This window comes from Pseudocitrobacter vendiensis (assembly GCF_943590815.1).
GTDB classification, from domain to species: domain Bacteria; phylum Pseudomonadota; class Gammaproteobacteria; order Enterobacterales; family Enterobacteriaceae; genus Pseudocitrobacter; species Pseudocitrobacter vendiensis.
Window position 1 is genome coordinate 33,953 of sequence record NZ_CALSBS010000023.1, and the last position, 18,323, is coordinate 52,275.

The following is an 18,323-nucleotide window of genomic DNA, read 5'->3' on the forward strand; positions in this document are numbered from 1 at the left end:
CTAAGGACACCATTTGGAAAGCCTGTTAAACCTTCCTCTGGCTGGTGGGGCCAGTGTCAGGTTACTGCAAATTACTGATACTCACCTGTTCGCTAAAAAAAGTGAAACGCTGTTGGGCGTGAATACCTGGGACAGTTATCACGCCGTGCTCGAAGCGATCACCGCTTCGCAGCGTGAAGTCGATCTGGTTGTCGCAACCGGCGACTTAGCGCAGGATCACACTTCCGCGGCCTATCAGCATTTCGCTGAAGGCATCGCGCGATTTTCTGCGCCCTGCGTTTGGCTGCCTGGCAACCATGACTTCCAACCCGCTATGTACAATACGCTTCAGGACGCAGGCATCTCCCCGGCCAAGCGCGTCATGGTGGGTGAACACTGGCAAATCCTGCTGCTCGACAGCCAGGTCTTTGGTGTGCCCCATGGCGAACTGAGCGAATTTCAACTGGAGTGGCTGGAAAAGCGCCTGGCGGAAGCGCCGGAGCGTAACACGCTGCTGCTGTTACACCATCATCCATTGCCGGCGGGATGTAGCTGGCTCGATCAGCACAGCCTGCGCAACGCGGCATCGCTGGATAACGTGCTGGTGAACTTCCCGAAGGTGAAGAACCTGCTGTGCGGCCATATCCATCAGGAACTCGACCTCGACTGGAACGGCCGCCGGATGATGGCGACCCCGTCCACCTGCGTGCAGTTTAAGCCGCATTGCGCCAACTTTACGCTGGATACCGTTTCTCCAGGCTGGCGCTGGCTGGAGCTGCATGCTGATGGCACGCTGACCACCGAAGTTTGCCGCCTTGCCGGGTCGGAGTTTCACCCGGATACGGCGTCAGAAGGATACTGATGGCTACGCTTCTCTATCTGCACGGGTTTAACAGCTCGCCCTGGTCTGCCAAAGCGACGGCGCTGAAAACGTGGCTGGCGGAGCACTACCCGGATATCACCATGGTGATCCCACAACTGCCGTCTTATCCCGCTGAAGCCGCAGAAATGCTGGAAGCGCTGGTGTTAAAGCACGGTGGCGAACCGCTGGGTGTGGTCGGCTCCTCGCTGGGCGGCTATTACGCGACCTGGCTGTCGCAGTGCTTCATGCTGCCCGCTGTGGTAGTGAACCCGGCGATACGCCCGTATGAGCTGCTGACGAACTTCCTCGGTCCGAACGAGAATCCCTACACCGGTGAGCATTATGTGCTAGAGTCTCGCCATATTTACGATCTCAAAGTGATGCGAATTGACCCGCTGGAAGCACCGGATCTCATCTGGTTGTTGCAGCAAACGGGCGATGAAGTGCTTGATTACCGCCAGGCCGTTGACTATTTCGCCTCCTGCCGCCAAACGGTAGAGGAGGGCGGTAATCACGCATTTGTGGGCTTTGAAGATCACTTCACACAGATTATCGACTTTCTGGGGCTGCATTAAGCCGCTCCCATTACCTACGAACAGATCATGACACAATCTTCTTATAACGCTGATGCCATTGAGGTACTCACCGGGCTTGAGCCGGTTCGCCGCCGTCCGGGGATGTACACGGATACCACACGCCCTAACCATCTTGGTCAGGAAGTGATCGATAACAGCGTCGATGAAGCGCTGGCGGGCCACGCAAAACGTGTCGAAGTCATTCTTCATGCTGACCAGTCACTGGAAGTTATCGATGACGGGCGCGGCATGCCGGTCGACATTCACCCGGAAGAGGGTGTACCGGCAGTCGAGCTGATTTTATGTCGCCTGCATGCGGGTGGTAAGTTCTCTAACAAAAACTACCAGTTCTCCGGCGGCCTGCACGGCGTAGGGATTTCGGTGGTTAACGCCTTGTCCCGACGCGTGGAAGTGAATGTGCGTCGCGATGGTCAGGTCTACAGCATCGCCTTTGAAAATGGCGAGAAAGTGGAAGATTTGCAGGTGACCGGCACGTGCGGTAAACGCAATACCGGCACCAGCGTCCACTTCTGGCCGGACGAAAGCTTCTTCGATAGCCCGCGCTTCTCCGTTTCGCGCCTCAACCATGTGTTGAAAGCGAAAGCGGTGCTTTGCCCTGGCGTGGAAATCGTCTTTAAAGACAAAGTAAACAACACCGAACAGAGCTGGCGTTATGAAGACGGCCTGACGGATTACCTGAAAGAAGCGGTGAACGGCCTGCCGACGCTGCCTGAACAGCCGTTTGTCGGGACGTTCTCTGGTGAAACGGAAGCGGTTGACTGGGCGCTGCTGTGGCTGCCGGAAGGCGGCGAACTGCTGACCGAAAGCTACGTTAACCTAATCCCAACGATGCAGGGCGGTACGCACGTTAACGGTTTGCGTCAGGGTCTGCTCGACGCAATGCGCGAATTCTGTGAATACCGCAATATTCTGCCGCGCGGTGTGAAGCTTACGGCGGACGATATCTGGGAACGCTGCGCGTACGTGCTGTCGGTGAAAATGCAGGACCCGCAGTTTGCCGGCCAGACGAAAGAACGTCTCTCTTCTCGTCAGTGCGCGGCATTTGTTTCCGGCGTGGTGAAAGATGCGTTTTCTCTGTGGCTGAACCAGAACGTTCAGGCCGCTGAAATGCTGGCCGAAATGGCGATCTCCAGCGCTCAGCGCCGCATGCGCGCGGCGAAAAAAGTGGTGCGTAAAAAGCTGACCAGCGGCCCGGCGCTGCCTGGCAAGCTGGCAGACTGCACCGCACAGGATCTCAACCGCACTGAACTCTTCCTCGTGGAAGGTGACTCCGCAGGCGGCTCCGCCAAGCAGGCGCGCGATCGTGAATATCAGGCGATCATGCCGTTGAAAGGGAAGATCCTCAACACGTGGGAAGTCTCTTCCGATGAAGTACTGGCGTCTCAGGAAGTGCACGACATTTCCGTGGCGATCGGTATCGATCCGGACAGCGACGATCTCAGCCAGTTACGCTACGGCAAGATCTGTATCCTTGCAGATGCAGACTCCGATGGTCTGCACATCGCTACACTGCTGTGCGCGCTGTTTGTGAAACACTTCCGCTCGGTGGTTAAACAGGGGCACGTTTACGTGGCGCTGCCGCCGCTTTACCGTATCGATCTCGGTAAAGAAGTCTATTACGCCCTGACCGAAGAAGAGAAAGTGGGTGTACTGGAGCAGCTTAAGCGTAAGAAAGGTAAACCGAACGTACAGCGCTTTAAAGGTTTGGGTGAAATGAACCCGATGCAGCTACGTGAAACCACGCTGGATCCGAACACGCGCCGTCTGGTACAGCTGATTATTGATGATGAAGATGAACAGCAGACCAATGCGGTGATGGATATGCTGTTGGCCAAGAAGCGTTCGGAAGACCGTCGCAACTGGCTGCAGGAAAAAGGCGATATGGCGGATATTGAGGCCTGATTCAGACCCTCTCTTCGGAGAGGGTTTTTTTATTTCATCGGTGATTTTTACGGTACTGTAACGGCGTCTCTCCAATCCCTTTCTTAAACGAGCTGATAAACCATGTGGTATCGGCAAACCCGACCTGGCTTGCCACCTCCGCCACGCTCATCGCGCTATGTAGTAATAACTCGCAGGCTCGCCGCAGCCTTATCGTATTCAAATAGTTATGGATATATTCCCCGGTCTCAATGTGAAAGCGCCGTGAAAGATAGCTGCGCGATTTACCGAGATCCTGCGCCAGCTAATCGAGGCTGAATTTTTGCCGATAGTTTTTTACGGTTTTATGCTGAGTTACCTCTACACCGGGGACAAGGAATTGATTAGCCTGTCGAAAAAGCTGGCGAACTATTTTCTTAATCGTCTGCCGGAAGATGCAGTATGCCACTGGGATCTGGCATTACAGGGAACCGATGCGCTACGTGATTCCTCTTCGGCAGCGATTGCGGTGTGTGGACTACTGGAACTGGTGAAATCTCTGCCAGTTACCGATCCGGATCGCGCGCGTTATCAGCAATGGGCGATGGGGATGATGTCGTCGCTGACGAAGCATTATCTGACGGGGTTAGACGAGCCGGGTAATGGTCTGCTGAAACACTCAGTCTACCATTTAGCCGGGAATAAGGGCGTGGATGAGTGCAGTAGCTGGGGGGATTATTTCTACGTTGAAGCGCTGGTGCGGATGACACAGAGCTGGAAATTGTACTGGTGAGGTAATGCCCGTTGGCGCTGCGTTTACCGGACCTGGATTAGCTGGCAATCCTTTGTAGGCCGGGTAAGCGTACGCGCCACCCGGCACAACATTCAGACTAAAGCTTAAACGCCCGCTTCCAGGATACGAATAGACATATCCAGCACGTCGTTTTTCACCGCTTCGCTGTAGGCTTTCATGTGCGGGGTTTGCAGGTGTGCTTCAAGATGCGCGATGCTTTCCCACTGCTCAATCATCACGATAGAGTCGGGTGACGTGGTCTGGAAGCTCACGCCCGCCGCATGGTCAACCATCGGCGCGTAGCCGTGGCAGCCTTCTTCCTGCAAAACGGTCGGGATGATTTTCGCGAACTGATCCAGAACCGCCTGACGGTGGTGTTGGCCCGGACGAGTACGGATCTCTGCAATAACTGTCAACATAGTAAACTCCTTCTTAATCCAGCTTCCCAGTTAAGCAAAAATTTTACCAAGATGCTCGCGGTATTCTGCAATATAACGCGGAACGTCAGGCATTTTGATGACGTCGTTGGCAATAAAGGTTGGCAGCGCTTCCATTCCCAGGAACTGGTTGGCTTTGTGGAACGGCAGATAGACACCGTCTACGCCCACGCCGTGGAAGAACTGTTCTTTATCGGTGAACGCTTCCATCGGTGCGTTCCAGGTCAGGGAAAGCATATAGGTTTTGCCCTGAATCAGACCGCCGGAGCCATATTTTTTGCTGGCGTCGGAACGTGTACGGCCATCGCTGGCATACAGTGCGCCGTGGCCTTCGGTGAACACGTCATCGATATATTTTTTCACGGTCCACGGTGCGCCCATCCACCAGCCCGGCATCTGCCAGATTACGGAGTCGGCCCACAGGAAGTTTTGTACTTCGGCTTTCACGTCATAATCGCTGTCGGCGCGCACAACCTTAACTTCATGCCCGGCGTCGCGCAGGAAGCTTTCCGCGACCTCGGTCATGGTGTCGTTCAGTTGACCGTTAGAGTGGCCGAATTTTTTTCCGCCGTTAATAATCAAGATGTTGCTCATTTTTCGTCCTCGGTATAAAGCGTTTGGCCGTTATAATACCCCTCATGACGAAGCGTGAATATGAGCAAAATGTGCAAAGTCTTTTGCTGTATGAGCAATAATGTTATTGGAATAGAAGCGTGTGGGTAGAACTTGAGTAAACGTATTCTGATTTTTCAGAAGTTGTAGCCTCGCCACTTTTCTGCATAATCAAAACGAAATATGCTTCGGCAAGTCATCGCTTTTAGTTATCCAAATATTGATGGTATCCATTCATCTATCGTATTGCATTATTTTTCAGGTAGTCAGAGACATTTATCAATAATTTATTTAACGCAAAAAATTATTTACGCAATCATTATAGGAGGCGAGTATGGCAAATTTGATTTATGCATCAATACGAGGTAAGAAACAAGGCTTGATCTCTGCTGGATGTGGAACGTTTGAATCTATTGGCAATAAATATCAGTCAACTCATTGTGATGAGATTTTTGTATTACAGTTGGAGCATTCCTTAAGCAGAATAGATAATACAATTCATCACCCAATAAAATTTTTTAAGCCAATTGATAAATCCTCTCCATTGTTAGGTATGGCGATATCTGAAAATGAGGAATTGTCCGTAGTTTTTAATTTTTACAGAACATACAAAGGTGGTGGTGTTGAACTTTTTTATACAGTATCAATTAATGGTGCTCATATTTCTAATATATCCTCTTGTTATCCTCATGTATTAAATTATGCAGGAAACCAACCAGAGGAAGTTGTTACTGTTGTATATAAAGATATTACATGGAAGCACCATGGTGCCGGCTCCGAAGGTTATAGCCTTTGGGAGGATAGGATTTTTTGAATATGAATAGATTTAATGTTATGCAAAATAGATTTTGCGATATTTCTAAATCCCATTTCAGAAAGTGGAATGATATTGATGTTTTATATTGGAAGTTTGGGTTTAACAATGTCAAGGACAGCAGTGGCGTTTACTATCTGAATGCTTACAAAGATGCTTATGTACTTTATAACAAAGACAAAATTATTGCACATGCAAATAATGCGGGAATTAGGCCTGAACTATTAGGCGGTGTGGCCTGGATTGAGTCTGGAGGGATGCCTGAAAATTTTAAGTTTCAGGTCTTTGAAGCTAAGAGAATGTTAGGTGTATTCGGAATGTCAGCTGAAAAAACATCTTTTGGTTCTGTTGCTGTTCAAATCAGGGTTGCTGCGCTTACATTGGGTTTAGACCCTTCGGAATTGACAACGAGGGATCAGTTGGAACTGGCAACATGCCTTCTGGAGGATGATTTTAACCTTTCGATTACCGCAAGGCATTTACGTGACCTCATTCTGTATGATTATCCATATGCATCGACACTTTACTTAAGTGATGAGCAATTTATTATGGCGGGTGTAAGATACAACCGAGGGATTCATAGAAAATTGAGTGATTTTACGCAGTTGATTAATAGCAAGACAGCTAAAGGGGCAGAGAAATACAGTTTTATATCATATGGTATGCGGTTATTGGAAATTAGACCACATATACAGAAGCTCTTAAGGGAGTAATATCATGCGCAATAGCCATTTCAAGGACATATTTGAAGCAGTGATATATGTTCTTTTTTCATATTGGATTGCTAATAAGTTATTTTCGATTAATAAATATAGCTGGATGCTCAGTGAAGGTGATAATTTATGTGGTATCCCTCACGTTTCAAATGATTCAAGATTACTGCAATATTGTGTTTTTTTATTTTTCTTTGCCACTCCCGTTGTGGTGATTATATTTCGTTATGTATATCTTCGCCGCTTTTTTAATCTTTTCATATATATATTTGTATTGCTGTCTATTATTTTTAATGGGTGGTGGCTTTTCTGGGGACGGTACGATTATTGTTAGATTACCTTTACTTTCCTAAAAATAATCTAACAATTGTCTCAATCCTACCAACGCACCCGCGCTTCAAACCCGCCTTCAGGAATATTGCCGAAATTCACCGTCATACCGTGGAGAGACGCAATGCGCCGCACAATTGACAATCCCAATCCGCTGCCTGTTTGCTCTTGCCCTGGCGGGCGATAAAAACGCTCGCCCATTCGCGCCAGCGCTTCCGGCGACACGCCCGGACCGTTGTCACGTACGGTAAAACCGTTTTGTTCCAGCGTTACATCGATAACGCTGCCCGTTGGACTGTAGCGCACGGCGTTATCCAGCAGATTACGCACCAGCAGGCTGAGCAGCAGGGGCTGCGCGGTGCGGGCAATGCTGATGTCATTGAGGTGTAAGCGTACTTCGATTCCGGCACGCCGGGCGCTGTGGTAAATATCCATCACCGCAGATTGCAGCAACTCTTCCAGCTGGACAGTCTGAACGTCGGCCAGATTATCCAGTGAATCGAGACGGGAGAGGGTGAGCAACTGTTCCACCAGGCGAGTGGCGCGGTCGATTCCTTCATGCAGCTGTGACAACGCTTTCTCGCGCGCGTCGGTATCATCTTGTGACAGCTGCGCCACTTCAGTCTGCACTTTCAGCGCGGTTAAGGGGCTACGCAATTCGTGAGCGGCGTCGGAGGTAAACCGTCGCTCGCGGATCATCATTTCATGGGTTTGATGGAAAAGGTGATTGAGAGCATCAACCAGCGGGCGCACCTCGTTAGGTACGCCTTTCGTATCGAGTGGCGTATCATCTTCTGGCGAGCGTCGGCGTAGGGTGAGCGTTAATTTTTTCAACGGCCGCAGCTCGCTGCTAAGCAGCAGGATCAACAGTAAAAACATCACCGGCAGCGCAACCAGCCACGGCGTAAGCTGCGACGTGATGATGTCCAGCGCCATCTCTTCGCGGTATTCCCACTCCTGGCCGACGACGATGCGGTATTTTTTATCGGCAGTGGTCAGCCATAGAAAGCGCCAACGATCGTCATCATTGATCAGATTGCCGTCGTCAAATCCTTCCCGGCGATAGCTATAAGGGATGAACGGGCCGTTTTCGCCATCGTGCATCACCATTCTGCCGTCAATCGCGTAAACAGCGAAGGCCAGCACATCGTCATCAAGATGCCCGTGTTTGACCTTTTTTGGTGCGCGGATAAACTGCCGGGAGCTACGAATGTCGGTAAAATCCATCGCGCTGATGCGCTTGGCGAACAGCATTTGCTGGGTATCGAAGAGCTTATCCAGTTTATTGGTGGTTTGATGCCAGGCCACCAGGCTTGCGCAGAGCCATGCGGCGGCGGAAAGCAGCATAAACAGCAGCGTCAGGCGAACGCGCAGGCTGAGGCGGGGAAACAGTTTCACTGCGCCCCCAGCGTATAACCGATGCCGTGTACGGTGCGGATAAACTCGCTGCCCAGCTTGCGACGCAGATGATGTACATGCACTTCCACGGCGTTACTGGTGACGTCGTCATCCCAGCTGTAGAGCTTTTCTTCAATAAGTTTGCGTGGCAGCACGCGTCCGCTATTACGCATCAGCAACTCCAGTAGGGCGAATTCTTTCGGTTTAAGGGCCAGAGGTTCGCCGTTGAGCGTGGCGGTAAGTTTGCCTGGATCGAGCGTCACCGCGCCGTGACGCAGTTCATTGCTCGGCTGCCCATGTGCGCGACGGATTAGGGCTTCCAGCCGGGCGGCGACCTCAATTAGCGCGAAGGGCTTACATAAGTAGTCGTCGGCACCGAGGCGTAAGCCTTCAACACGCTGGCTGAGCGCGTCGCGTGCAGTAAGAATCAATACCGGCTCATGATGCGACTTTTCTCGCCAGCTGCGCAGAATATCCAGCCCATCAATGCCCGGCAGGGTGAGGTCGAGAATGACTGCATCATAGGGCGCACTGTCGAGGGCTACTTTCCCTTCTTCGCCCTGCGTAAACCAGTCGACCGTAAAGCCCATTTTTCCGAGGCCGGTTTTGAGCCCATCGCCGATCAGTTTGTCATCTTCTACCAGTAAAATTCGCATCACGCTCTCCTTGCCACTCTGCTTTAATAAAGCCAGTAAACCCTTATCAGACCTGCGCTGTACAGTAAAAAAAAGAATATTTTTACCTTAAGAAGTCGTTAAGCATTATCCTGTTTAATGGCTTTCATAATGAAATTTAAGGGAGAAAATATCATGAAGAAACTTGCTGCAATGGCTGCCGTCCTGGCACTGATCGCTACCCCGGTTCTGGCTAACACTCAAGGCGGTTTTTCCGGCCCAAATTCAACGTCAACACAAAGCGGCGGCTTCGTCGGCCCGGATGGCACAGCAACCACCGTTGCCAATGCGAAAACCCTGCGTGATGACACCTGGGTTACGCTGAAAGGGACTATCGTTGAGCGTATCTCTGACGATCTCTATACCTTCAAAGATGAAACCGGCACCATCAACGTAGATATCGACGACAAACGCTGGAACGGTCTGACCGTCACCCCGCAGGATAAAGTGGAAATTCGCGGTGAAGTGGATAAAGACTGGAACTCAGTTGAAATCGACGTCAAACAGATTCAGAAACTGAAACCGTAATCCTAAAGCGCCATCGGCTTCATAGCTGCTGGCGCATTTTTTTATGTATGTTGAGGCCTCTATATGGATGTAACCCTCGTCAACTTTCCCCGTACCCAGGTTGCTTTATTGCAACATCGCTGTAGCCCGGAATTAGTGAACTACAGTGCGGCTAAGTTTATTTTATGGCGCAGAGATACTGGCCTGTCACCGATAGAACAAAGCAACACATTTGGCATTGCCTGGGATGACCCGCAAACGACGCCGCCGGAAGCATTCCGTTTTGATATTTGCGGCAGCGTAGACACCCCCGTACCTGAAAATGCCCACGGTGTAATAAACAGCGAAATTCCTGGCGGACGCTGCGCCGTCATGCGCCATCACGGCTCGCTTGATACGATTGGCGAGAGCGTCTGGTATCTGTTCCGAGAGTGGCTACCGGGCAGTGGTGAGACGCTGCGCGATTTCCCTGTCTTTTTTCAGTATCACAATTTTGTCCATGACGCTGCCGGGCATGAACTGCAAACGGATATCTACCTGCCACTGCAATAAACTGCCTTCCTCGTCTTATCTCACGGACTTGTGACTCAGCCCGTGAGATAGGGTATTATCTGCGGCAATATTGCCGTCCGAACGGTCAGCATGCAGATTTGAGGAACCCCCATTAATGAGCGATATGGCAGAGCGCCTTGCGCTACATGAATTCACGGAAAACGCCTACTTAAACTACTCCATGTACGTCATCATGGATCGCGCGTTGCCGTTTATTGGTGATGGTCTGAAGCCGGTGCAGCGCCGCATCGTCTATGCGATGTCTGAGCTGGGCCTGAACGCCAGCGCCAAATTCAAAAAATCGGCGCGTACCGTCGGTGACGTGTTAGGTAAATATCACCCGCATGGCGACAGCGCTTGTTATGAGGCAATGGTGCTGATGGCGCAGCCATTCTCTTATCGTTATCCGCTGGTCGACGGCCAGGGGAACTGGGGGGCGCCGGACGATCCGAAATCTTTCGCGGCAATGCGTTATACCGAATCGCGTTTGTCGAAGTACGCCGAGCTGTTGCTGAGCGAACTGGGACAAGGCACGGCGGACTGGGTGCCGAACTTTGACGGTACAATGCAGGAGCCGAAAATGCTGCCTGCACGTTTGCCAAATATTCTGCTGAACGGTACCACCGGCATTGCGGTGGGTATGGCGACGGATATTCCGCCTCACAACCTACGCGAAGTTGCAAACGCCGCCATCAAGCTGATTGAACAGCCGAAAACCACGCTGGATGAAGTGCTTGATATCGTGCAGGGGCCGGACTATCCGACCGAAGCGGAAATCATCACGCCTCGTGCGGAAATCCGCAAAATTTACCAGAACGGGCGCGGCTCTGTGCGTATGCGCGCGGTCTGGAATAAAGAAGATGGCGCGGTGGTGATCACTGCGCTGCCGCATCAGGTTTCCGGCGCGAAAGTGCTGGAGCAAATTGCCAGCCAGATGCGCAACAAAAAGCTGCCGATGGTCGATGACCTGCGCGATGAGTCGGACCACGAAAACCCGACACGTCTGGTGATTGTGCCGCGTTCCAACCGTGTGGATATGGAGCCGGTGATGAATCACCTCTTCGCAACCACCGATCTGGAAAAAAGCTACCGCATTAACCTGAACATGATTGGCCTTGATGGTCGCCCGGCGGTGAAAAACCTGCTGGAGATCCTCACCGAATGGCTGGCGTTCCGTCGTGACACCGTGCGTCGTCGCCTGAACTATCGTCTGGAGAAAGTCCTTAAGCGCCTGCATATCCTCGAAGGTTTGCTGGTGGCGTTTCTCAATATAGACGAAGTGATAGAGATCATTCGCACCGAGGATGAGCCGAAACCGGCGCTGATGTCGCGCTTCGGCATTAGCGAAACGCAGGCGGAAGCTATCCTTGAGCTGAAATTGCGCCACCTCGCGAAGCTGGAAGAAGTGAAGATCCGCGGTGAGCAAAACGATCTGGCGAAAGAGCGCGATCAACTGCAGGCGATTCTCGCGTCCGAGCGCAAAATGAATAACCTGCTGAAGAAAGAGCTTCAGGCGGATGCTGATACCTTCGGTGACGATCGTCGTTCTCCGCTGCACGAGCGTGATGAAGCGAAGGCGATGAGCGAGCATGACATGCTACCGTCTGAGCCGGTGACCATTGTATTGTCGCAGATGGGCTGGGTGCGTAGCGCCAAAGGTCACGACATCGACGCGCAGGGGCTGAGCTATAAAGCAGGCGACAGCTGGAAAGCGTCGGTGAAAGGTAAGAGCAACCAGCCGGTGGTGTTTGTTGATACCACTGGCCGCAGCTACGCCATCGACCCTATCACGCTGCCGTCGGCGCGCGGTCAGGGCGAACCGTTGACCGGTAAGCTGACGCTCCCGCCGGGCGCGACCGTTGAGCATATGCTGATGGAGAGCGACGATCAGAAACTGCTGATGGCCTCTGATGCGGGCTACGGCTTCCTGTGTACGTTTAACGATCTCGTTGCGCGTAACCGTGCGGGTAAGGCGATGATCTCGCTGCCGGAAAACGCGCACGTCCTGCCGCCAGTGGTTGTAGAAGATGAGTCTGACATGCTGCTGGCGATCACCAGCGCGGGTCGCATGCTGATGTTCCCGGTAAGCGATCTGCCGCAGTTGTCGAAAGGCAAGGGCAACAAGATTATCAACATCCCGTCAGCGGAAGCGGCGAAAGGGGAAGATAGTCTGGCACACCTTTACCTGCTGCCGCCGCAGACCACGCTGACCGTGCACGTCGGAAAACGCAAAATCAAACTGCGTCCGGAAGAGCTGCAAAAAGTGACGGGCGAACGTGGCCGTCGCGGTACGTTAATGCGTGGGTTGCAAAAAATCGACCGTATCGATATCGACTCTCCGCTGCGTCAGAGCGCGGGGGAGAGCGAGGAGTAAGTTTGCCCCCCTCACCCTAACCCTCTCCCCAAAGGGGAGAGGGAACCGACGGTGCGGTCTGTCTTTCTCCCTCGCCCCTTTGGGGAGAGGGCCGGGGTGAGGGGCAAGGGCGACAACGCACACATTTTCCTGTAAAAACGTTGTTAATTACGCCGTTGCGATTAAGAATAGCCCTTACGAGGGTTTGCGAGTCACAAATCCTGACCAATATATAACTCTAAGCGGTCAGGGCTTCAGAGGTAGCTATGCTATTTATTTTTCGTGTCATCATCGTGGTCATTTACTGCATCCTGGTATGCGTGTTTGGCTGTATCTATTGCCTGTTTAGTCCGCGTAATCCAAAACACGTTGCCACTTTTGGCCATATGTTTGGCCGTATGGCCCCGCTGTTTGGTCTGAAAGTTGAAACCCGCCTGCCTGCGGATGCCGCAAGCTACGGGAATGCTATCTACATTGCGAACCACCAGAACAACTACGACATGGTTACTGCGGCAAATATTGTGCAGCCGCCGACCGTCACCGTGGGCAAAAAAAGCCTGGTGTGGATCCCATTCTTTGGTCAGCTTTACTGGCTCACCGGTAACCTGCTGATTGATCGTAATAATCGTGCGAAAGCGCACAGTACCATCGCCGAAGTGGTGAAAGCCTTCAATAATCGCAAAATCTCTTTCTGGATGTTCCCGGAAGGAACGCGTAGCCGTGGTCGTGGCCTGTTGCCGTTTAAAACCGGCGCGTTTCACGCCGCCATTGCGGCGGGTGTACCGATTATTCCCGTGTGCGTTTCCAATACATCGGATAAGATTAACCTTAACCGCCTGAACAACGGGCTGGTGATTGTTGAAATGCTGCCGCCGATCGATACCAGCAAATGGGGTAAAGATCAGGTTCGCGAACTTTCCAGACACTGCCGTGAAGTTATGCAGGCGAAGATAGAAGAACTGGATAAAGAAGTCGCCCAGCGCGAGTCTGACGGAAAACTATAAAACCGGGTCAGGCTCACTCACCGCCGGGCGGATAAAGCACGGCGGCCAACATAAAACGCGGTGCTGGCTTACGGGAAACGAATTCCCTTTTTGATTGATCAGTTTTCATGGAGTTTATATGTCACTCAGTCGGCGTCAGTTTATTCAGGCATCGGGCGTTGCGTTCTGCGCAGGGGCAGTGCCGCTGAGGGCAAATGCCGCAGGGAAACAGCCTGAGCTGCCGATACCGCCGCTGGTGGAATCGCGTCGCGGACAGCCTCTCTTTCTTACCTTACAACGTTCTCACTGGTCCTTCTCTCAGGGCACGCGCGCGCCTGTCTGGGGCATCAATGGTCGCTACCTGGGTCCGACTATCCGCGTCTGGAACGGTGATGACGTCAAACTGATTTACAGCAACCGCCTGACGGAAAACGTCGCCATGACCGTACGCGGTTTGCAGGTTCCTGGCCCGCTGATTGGCGGTGCGGCGCGCATGATGTCGCCAAACGCCGACTGGGCGCCGGTGCTGCCGATTCGTCAGTCCGCCGCAACGCTCTGGTATCAGGCCAATACGCCAAACCATATGGCTCAGCAGGTCTACAACGGCCTGGCCGGAATGTGGCTGATTGAAGATGAAGTCAGTAAGTCTTTACCTATTCCAAACCACTACGGCGTGGACGACTTCCCGGTGATCATTCAGGACAAGCGTCTGGATAATTTCGGCACGCCGGAATACAGCGAACCCGGCAGCGGTGGCTTCGTTGGCGACACGCTGCTGGTGAACGGCGCGCAAAGCCCGTATGTCGAAGTATCACGCGGATGGGTGCGTCTGCGCCTGCTGAACGCCTCTAACTCGCGCCGCTACCAGTTACAGATGAGCGATGGCCGGGCGCTGCATGTAATTTCCGGCGACCAGGGTTTCCTGCCCGCACCTGTTTCGGTCAAACAGCTGTCGCTCGCGCCTGGCGAACGGCGTGAAATTCTGGTCGATATGACCAATGGCGATGAAGTCTCCATTACCTGTGGGGAAGCGGCAAGCATCATGGATCGCCTGCGTGGTTTCTTTGAGCCGTCGAGCATTCTTATCTCTACGCTGGTGCTCACCCTGAAACCGACCGGCCTGCTGCCGCTGGTGACGGATAACCTGCCTATGCGCCTGCTTTCCTCCGAGATCATGACCGGCACGCCGCTGCGCAGCCGCGATATTGCACTGGGCGATGATCCTGGCATCAACGGCCAGTTGTGGGACCCGCAGCGTATTGATATTACCGCGCAGCAGGGAACCTGGGAGCGCTGGACGGTACGCGCGGATGAGCCGCAGTCGTTCCATATTGAAGGCGTCATGTTCCTGATCCGCAACGTTAACGGCGCAATGCCGTTCCCGGAAGACAGAGGCTGGAAAGATACCGTGTGGGTGGATGGGCAAATTGAACTGCTGGTCTACTACAACCAGCCGTCCTGGCCGCACTTCCCGTTCCAGTATTCCAGCCAAACGCTGGAGCTGGCCGATCGCGGCTCGATTGGGCAAATTCTGGTAAACCCCGCACCGTAACGGGGATGCTGTGAACCAGCGCCGGGCAATGCCCGGCGTTGTTGTATTCTGATAAACGTCGGCCGGGCTTTACGTTATCCATGCGTTTTCGGCCGATAATCTCCTTCATTTCCCCCATGAATACAGCGTATAATCCCCGGCCTTTGATTATTTTTTTACCACTTTTCTTTTTGGAAGCAAAATGAGCTCTATCTCCCTGATCCAACCGGATCGCGACCTGTTCTCCTGGCCGCAGTACTGGGCCGCCTGTTTTGGGCCGGCACCGTTTTTGCCAATGTCCCGTGAAGAGATGGATCAACTTGGCTGGGATAGCTGCGACATCATTTTGGTTACCGGCGACGCGTACGTTGACCATCCGAGTTTTGGGATGGCGATTTGCGGTCGTATGCTGGAAGCGCAGGGTTTTCGCGTGGGCATCATCGCGCAGCCGGACTGGAACAGCAAAGACGACTTTATGCGTCTGGGCAAGCCGAACCTCTTTTTCGGCGTGACCGCAGGCAACATGGACTCGATGATCAACCGCTACACGGCTGACCGTAAGCTGCGTCAGGACGATGCCTACACGCCGGATAACGTCGGTGGAAAACGCCCTGATCGCGCGACGCTGGTTTATACCCAGCGCTGCAAAGAAGCGTGGAAAGATGTGCCGGTAATTCTGGGCGGCATCGAAGCCAGCCTGCGTCGTACCGCGCACTACGATTACTGGTCTGATACTGTGCGCCGTTCGGTGCTGGTCGATTCCAAAGCGGATATGCTGATGTTCGGTAACGGTGAGCGTCCGCTGGTGGAAGTAGCGCATCGTCTGGCGCAGGGTGAACTGATTTCGCAGATTCGCGATGTGCGTAATACGGCGATTATCGTAAAAGAAGCGCTGCCGGGCTGGGCTGGCGTGGATTCCACGCGTTTAGATACGCCGGGGAAAATCGACCCGATTCCGCATCCGTATGGCGAAGATTTGCCGTGTGCCGATAACAAGCCGGTTGAACCGCAAAAAGCGGAAGTCAAAACCGTCACCGTTCAGCCGCCGCGTCCGAAGCCGTGGGAAAAAACCTACGTGCTGCTGCCGTCTTTTGAGAAAGTGAAAAGTGATAAAGTGCTGTATGCGCACGCCTCGCGTATTCTGCACCATGAAACAAACCCAGGCTGCGCGCGTGCGCTGATGCAAAAACATGGCGACCGCTATATCTGGGTCAACCCGCCAGCGATTCCGCTTTCCACTGAAGAGATGGACAGCGTGTTCGCGCTGCCGTACCAGCGCGTTCCGCACCCGGCGTATGGCAATGCGCGTATTCCGGCGTATGAGATGATTCGTTTTTCAATCAACATCATGCGTGGCTGCTTCGGCGGCTGTTCTTTCTGCTCCATTACCGAGCACGAAGGGCGCATTATTCAGAGCCGCTCGGAAGATTCGATCATCAACGAGATCGAAGCCATTCGCGATACGGTGCCGGGCTTTACTGGCGTGATTTCCGACCTCGGCGGGCCGACGGCGAACATGTATATGCTGCGCTGTAAATCCCCGCGCGCCGAGCAAACCTGCCGCCGTCTCTCCTGTGTTTATCCGGATATCTGCCCGCACATGGACACCAACCATGAGCCGACGATCAATCTTTACCGTCGCGCGCGCGATCTGAAAGGCATCAAGAAGATCCTCATCGCCTCCGGCGTGCGTTACGATATCGCGGTGGAAGATCCACGCTATATCAAAGAGCTGGCAACCCATCACGTGGGCGGCTATCTGAAGATTGCGCCGGAGCATACGGAAGAGGGGCCGTTGTCGAAAATGATGAAGCCGGGGATGGGAACCTATCACCGCTTTAAAGAGCTTTTCGACACCTATTCGAAACAGGCCGGGAAAGAGCAGTATTTGATTCCGTACTTTATCTCCGCGCATCCGGGTACGCGTGATGAAGATATGGTGAATCTGGCGCTGTGGCTGAAGAAACACCGTTTCCGCCTTGACCAGGTGCAGAACTTCTACCCGTCACCGCTGGCGAACTCGACCACCATGTATTACACCGGCAAGAACCCGCTGGCTAAAATTGGCTATAAGAGTGAAGAAGTGGTGGTGCCGAAAGGGGATAAACAGCGCCGTCTGCATAAAGCGCTGCTGCGTTATCACGATCCGAAAAACTGGCCGATGATCCGTCAGGCGCTGGAAGCAATGGGTAAAAAGCATCTCATCGGCCCGCGTCGTGATTGCCTGGTGCCGTCACCGACGCTCGACGAGATGCGTGAAGCGCGTCGCCAGAACCGCAATACGCGCCCGGCGTTGACTAAACACACGCCGGTGGCGCACCAGCGCCAAACGCCAGCAGGTGCGAAGAAAGCGCCTGCCGCGCAGCCGCGTCCGGTTAATGCGGCTGCGAAAAAACGCGCAAAACCGGCGGCAGGGCGTTAAGAATCCTGCGCCGCTCTGATTCTGGCCGCTAATGCGGCCAGCTTCTCATCATCCGCCCGCTCGTGATCGTGAGAAGACAGATAGCCCTCATACTGTTCAAAATACTTCTTCTGCTTAAATTCGATAGGCCGCCATTTCCTCATGTCGCCTGTGCCGTGCATCGGGCTGAGTTTGCTGTGCACGTGGTCCACGCCGAAACCTTCAAAAAACATTCCGCTGCGGCCCACATCATCAAAGGATTTATCCAGCAATTTAGCCACTTTCTGCGTCGCCAGAACTAAATCGGCCAGCGCCTGCGGCGGCATATCAAAGGCATAACTCGGATAGTGTTTTTTCGGGATGACGACGGTAAAGCCTTCGGTATTGGGGAAAATCGACAGGAAGGCCAGGTGATGCTCATCTTCCCAGATTTTATGGCAGGGCGCTTTGCCCTCAACGATTTGGCAGAAAATGCAGGTCATTCAAGGTCTCCTGTTTGGTTTACCCACGCGTGAATTTCGGCAGAAAAGTGCTTATGGAATAGTATCATCCAGGTCTCATCACTTAAGTGCGTTCTAACACAGGTGACTGCACTTTCGATAAATTGTGTCCACATGAAGTCCAGACTCTCTTCGTCAGAAGCCATCAAACCTGGCAGCGTCTTAGCATCCCATTCAGCACTATTTTTATCGTCAGTCGTCGTGCGGATATAGTGGGCTATCTCTTGTAGACTGCTCGTAGCTGTTTTCTGGCGCCAGTAATTTAGTGCCATGTTTTGGCAAATTTTAACGTCTTCTCTGCTGGCTGGAAGGAAAAGCGAATCAGGAAGAAGGTCGATACAGTCGCTGACAAAATCGAGGCGCTTGAGATGCCACGCCATTTTGCTTTTCTTTCCACGATCCATTTCCCTCTCGCCTGCGTTATCGAT

General features: G+C 52.9%; 17 protein-coding genes and 3 pseudogenes. 13 read left to right on the forward strand and 7 right to left on the reverse strand.

The annotated features are described in order from the left end of the window. The first annotated feature begins 13 nt into the window (after positions 1–13). The 3 genes from cpdA to parE are packed head-to-tail and all read left to right on the forward strand — an operon-like array spanning position 14 to position 3,339. Positions 14–841 carry a 3',5'-cyclic-AMP phosphodiesterase gene (cpdA, locus tag NMC31_RS19655; protein WP_253898922.1) on the forward strand — a complete coding sequence of 276 codons (828 nt, stop codon included), beginning with the start codon at positions 14–16 and terminating at the stop codon, positions 839–841. Continuing rightward, positions 841–1,416, forward strand: a complete 576-nt coding sequence (gene yqiA, locus NMC31_RS19660; RefSeq protein ID WP_015962974.1) for an esterase YqiA — start codon at positions 841–843, stop codon at positions 1,414–1,416. The genes cpdA and yqiA overlap by 1 nt, the downstream gene beginning before the upstream one ends. Positions 1,417–1,443: 27 nt before the next feature. Then, a complete protein-coding gene (gene parE / locus NMC31_RS19665) occupies positions 1,444–3,339 on the forward strand; it encodes a DNA topoisomerase IV subunit B (RefSeq protein ID WP_253898923.1) in 1,896 nt (631 codons plus the stop codon). A 34-nt stretch (positions 3,340–3,373) separates the two neighbouring features. Here the strand turns inward: parE and NMC31_RS19670 are convergent. Beyond that, a pseudogene (locus NMC31_RS19670) lies at positions 3,374–3,655 on the reverse strand (helix-turn-helix transcriptional regulator); the annotation flags it as partial. On the opposite strand from NMC31_RS19670, the pseudogene NMC31_RS19675 reads away from it, so the two are divergent. After that, positions 3,656–4,090, forward strand: a pseudogene (locus tag NMC31_RS19675) (glycoside hydrolase family 88 protein); the annotation flags it as partial. Positions 4,091–4,194: 104 nt separating this feature from the next. Here NMC31_RS19675 and NMC31_RS19680 read toward each other — a convergent pair. Together NMC31_RS19680 and NMC31_RS19685 are read right to left on the reverse strand one after the other, a co-directional pair. Further along, a complete protein-coding gene (locus NMC31_RS19680) occupies positions 4,195–4,509 on the reverse strand; it encodes a putative quinol monooxygenase (protein WP_015962980.1) in 315 nt (104 codons plus the stop codon). A 30-nt stretch (positions 4,510–4,539) separates the two neighbouring features. Beyond that, positions 4,540–5,121 carry an NAD(P)H-dependent oxidoreductase gene (locus tag NMC31_RS19685; protein ID WP_149463862.1) on the reverse strand — a complete coding sequence of 194 codons (582 nt, stop codon included), beginning with the start codon at positions 5,119–5,121 and terminating at the stop codon, positions 4,540–4,542. A 352-nt stretch (positions 5,122–5,473) separates the two neighbouring features. On the opposite strand from NMC31_RS19685, the gene NMC31_RS19690 reads away from it, so the two are divergent. Genes NMC31_RS19690 through NMC31_RS19700 form a run of 3 tightly spaced genes read left to right on the forward strand, consistent with a single transcriptional unit; the run spans position 5,474 to position 7,000 of the window. Further along, on the forward strand, positions 5,474–5,953 hold the full coding sequence (locus NMC31_RS19690; RefSeq protein WP_253898924.1) for an Hcp family type VI secretion system effector: 480 nt from the start codon (positions 5,474–5,476) through the stop codon (positions 5,951–5,953). 2 nt (positions 5,954–5,955) lie between these two features. Then, positions 5,956–6,666 carry a hypothetical protein gene (locus NMC31_RS19695; protein WP_253898925.1) on the forward strand — a complete coding sequence of 237 codons (711 nt, stop codon included), beginning with the start codon at positions 5,956–5,958 and terminating at the stop codon, positions 6,664–6,666. 4 nt (positions 6,667–6,670) lie between these two features. After that, entirely contained in the window at positions 6,671–7,000 is a 330-nt protein-coding gene (locus NMC31_RS19700; RefSeq protein ID WP_253898926.1) for a DUF2645 family protein, read from the forward strand. Between the two features lie 44 nt (positions 7,001–7,044). Here NMC31_RS19700 and qseC read toward each other — a convergent pair whose 3' ends face one another. Both qseC and qseB read right to left on the reverse strand, forming a co-directional pair. Further along, a complete protein-coding gene (gene qseC / locus NMC31_RS19705; RefSeq protein WP_253898927.1) occupies positions 7,045–8,394 on the reverse strand; it encodes a quorum sensing histidine kinase QseC in 1,350 nt (449 codons plus the stop codon). After that, positions 8,391–9,050: a quorum sensing response regulator transcription factor QseB gene (gene qseB, locus NMC31_RS19710; protein ID WP_253898928.1), complete on the reverse strand. Its 660-nt coding sequence runs from the start codon at positions 9,048–9,050 to the stop codon at positions 8,391–8,393. The genes qseC and qseB overlap by 4 nt, the downstream gene beginning before the upstream one ends. 153 nt (positions 9,051–9,203) lie before the next feature. Between qseB and NMC31_RS19715 the strand changes: the two genes are divergently transcribed. The 6 genes and pseudogenes from NMC31_RS19715 (at position 9,204) to NMC31_RS19740 (ending at position 17,416) form a co-directional block, all read left to right on the forward strand. Continuing rightward, positions 9,204–9,596 carry a YgiW/YdeI family stress tolerance OB fold protein gene (locus tag NMC31_RS19715; RefSeq protein ID WP_015962987.1) on the forward strand — a complete coding sequence of 131 codons (393 nt, stop codon included), beginning with the start codon at positions 9,204–9,206 and terminating at the stop codon, positions 9,594–9,596. 63 nt (positions 9,597–9,659) lie between these two features. Further along, positions 9,660–10,127 (forward strand): annotated as a pseudogene (locus NMC31_RS19720) (AraC family transcriptional regulator); the annotation flags it as partial. A gap of 115 nt (positions 10,128–10,242) precedes the next feature. Beyond that, positions 10,243–12,501: a DNA topoisomerase IV subunit A gene (gene parC / locus NMC31_RS19725; protein WP_253898929.1), complete on the forward strand. Its 2,259-nt coding sequence runs from the start codon at positions 10,243–10,245 to the stop codon at positions 12,499–12,501. A gap of 245 nt (positions 12,502–12,746) precedes the next feature. Then, complete coding sequence (gene plsC / locus NMC31_RS19730; protein WP_253898930.1) at positions 12,747–13,484, forward strand: 1-acylglycerol-3-phosphate O-acyltransferase; 738 nt, start codon at positions 12,747–12,749, stop codon at positions 13,482–13,484. A gap of 118 nt (positions 13,485–13,602) precedes the next feature. Beyond that, complete coding sequence (gene ftsP / locus NMC31_RS19735; protein ID WP_149463855.1) at positions 13,603–15,015, forward strand: cell division protein FtsP; 1,413 nt, start codon at positions 13,603–13,605, stop codon at positions 15,013–15,015. A 181-nt stretch (positions 15,016–15,196) separates the two neighbouring features. After that, positions 15,197–17,416 (forward strand): YgiQ family radical SAM protein, encoded by a 2,220-nt coding sequence (locus NMC31_RS19740; protein WP_253898931.1) that lies wholly within the window; start codon positions 15,197–15,199, stop codon positions 17,414–17,416. Here the strand turns inward: NMC31_RS19740 and NMC31_RS19745 are convergent. Together NMC31_RS19745 and NMC31_RS19750 are read right to left on the reverse strand one after the other, a co-directional pair. Beyond that, positions 17,413–17,877: an HIT family protein gene (locus tag NMC31_RS19745; RefSeq protein WP_253898932.1), complete on the reverse strand. Its 465-nt coding sequence runs from the start codon at positions 17,875–17,877 to the stop codon at positions 17,413–17,415. The two genes, NMC31_RS19740 and NMC31_RS19745, sit on opposite strands and share 4 nt — an antisense overlap. Then, positions 17,874–18,299, reverse strand: a complete 426-nt coding sequence (locus tag NMC31_RS19750; RefSeq protein WP_253898933.1) for a hypothetical protein — start codon at positions 18,297–18,299, stop codon at positions 17,874–17,876. Before NMC31_RS19750 ends, NMC31_RS19745 begins: the two co-directional genes overlap by 4 nt. Positions 18,300–18,323: the final 24 nt, after the last annotated feature.

What these genes read in the sequence shown, in the direction of transcription:
- yqiA (WP_015962974.1), top strand. Translation starts at nt 841, where the DNA reads ATGGCTACGCTTCTCTATCTGCACGGGTTTAACAGCTCGCCCTGGTCT.
- parE (WP_253898923.1), top strand. Translation starts at nt 1,444, where the DNA reads ATGACACAATCTTCTTATAACGCTGATGCCATTGAGGTACTCACCGGG.
- NMC31_RS19680 (WP_015962980.1), bottom strand. Translation starts at nt 4,509, where the DNA reads ATGTTGACAGTTATTGCAGAGATCCGTACTCGTCCGGGCCAACACCAC.
- NMC31_RS19685 (WP_149463862.1), bottom strand. Translation starts at nt 5,121, where the DNA reads ATGAGCAACATCTTGATTATTAACGGCGGAAAAAAATTCGGCCACTCT.
- NMC31_RS19690 (WP_253898924.1), top strand. Translation starts at nt 5,474, where the DNA reads ATGGCAAATTTGATTTATGCATCAATACGAGGTAAGAAACAAGGCTTG.
- NMC31_RS19695 (WP_253898925.1), top strand. Translation starts at nt 5,956, where the DNA reads ATGAATAGATTTAATGTTATGCAAAATAGATTTTGCGATATTTCTAAA.
- NMC31_RS19700 (WP_253898926.1), top strand. Translation starts at nt 6,671, where the DNA reads ATGCGCAATAGCCATTTCAAGGACATATTTGAAGCAGTGATATATGTT.
- qseB (WP_253898928.1), bottom strand. Translation starts at nt 9,050, where the DNA reads ATGCGAATTTTACTGGTAGAAGATGACAAACTGATCGGCGATGGGCTC.
- NMC31_RS19715 (WP_015962987.1), top strand. Translation starts at nt 9,204, where the DNA reads ATGAAGAAACTTGCTGCAATGGCTGCCGTCCTGGCACTGATCGCTACC.
- parC (WP_253898929.1), top strand. Translation starts at nt 10,243, where the DNA reads ATGAGCGATATGGCAGAGCGCCTTGCGCTACATGAATTCACGGAAAAC.
- plsC (WP_253898930.1), top strand. Translation starts at nt 12,747, where the DNA reads ATGCTATTTATTTTTCGTGTCATCATCGTGGTCATTTACTGCATCCTG.
- ftsP (WP_149463855.1), top strand. Translation starts at nt 13,603, where the DNA reads ATGTCACTCAGTCGGCGTCAGTTTATTCAGGCATCGGGCGTTGCGTTC.
- NMC31_RS19740 (WP_253898931.1), top strand. Translation starts at nt 15,197, where the DNA reads ATGAGCTCTATCTCCCTGATCCAACCGGATCGCGACCTGTTCTCCTGG.
- NMC31_RS19745 (WP_253898932.1), bottom strand. Translation starts at nt 17,877, where the DNA reads ATGACCTGCATTTTCTGCCAAATCGTTGAGGGCAAAGCGCCCTGCCAT.
- NMC31_RS19750 (WP_253898933.1), bottom strand. Translation starts at nt 18,299, where the DNA reads ATGGATCGTGGAAAGAAAAGCAAAATGGCGTGGCATCTCAAGCGCCTC.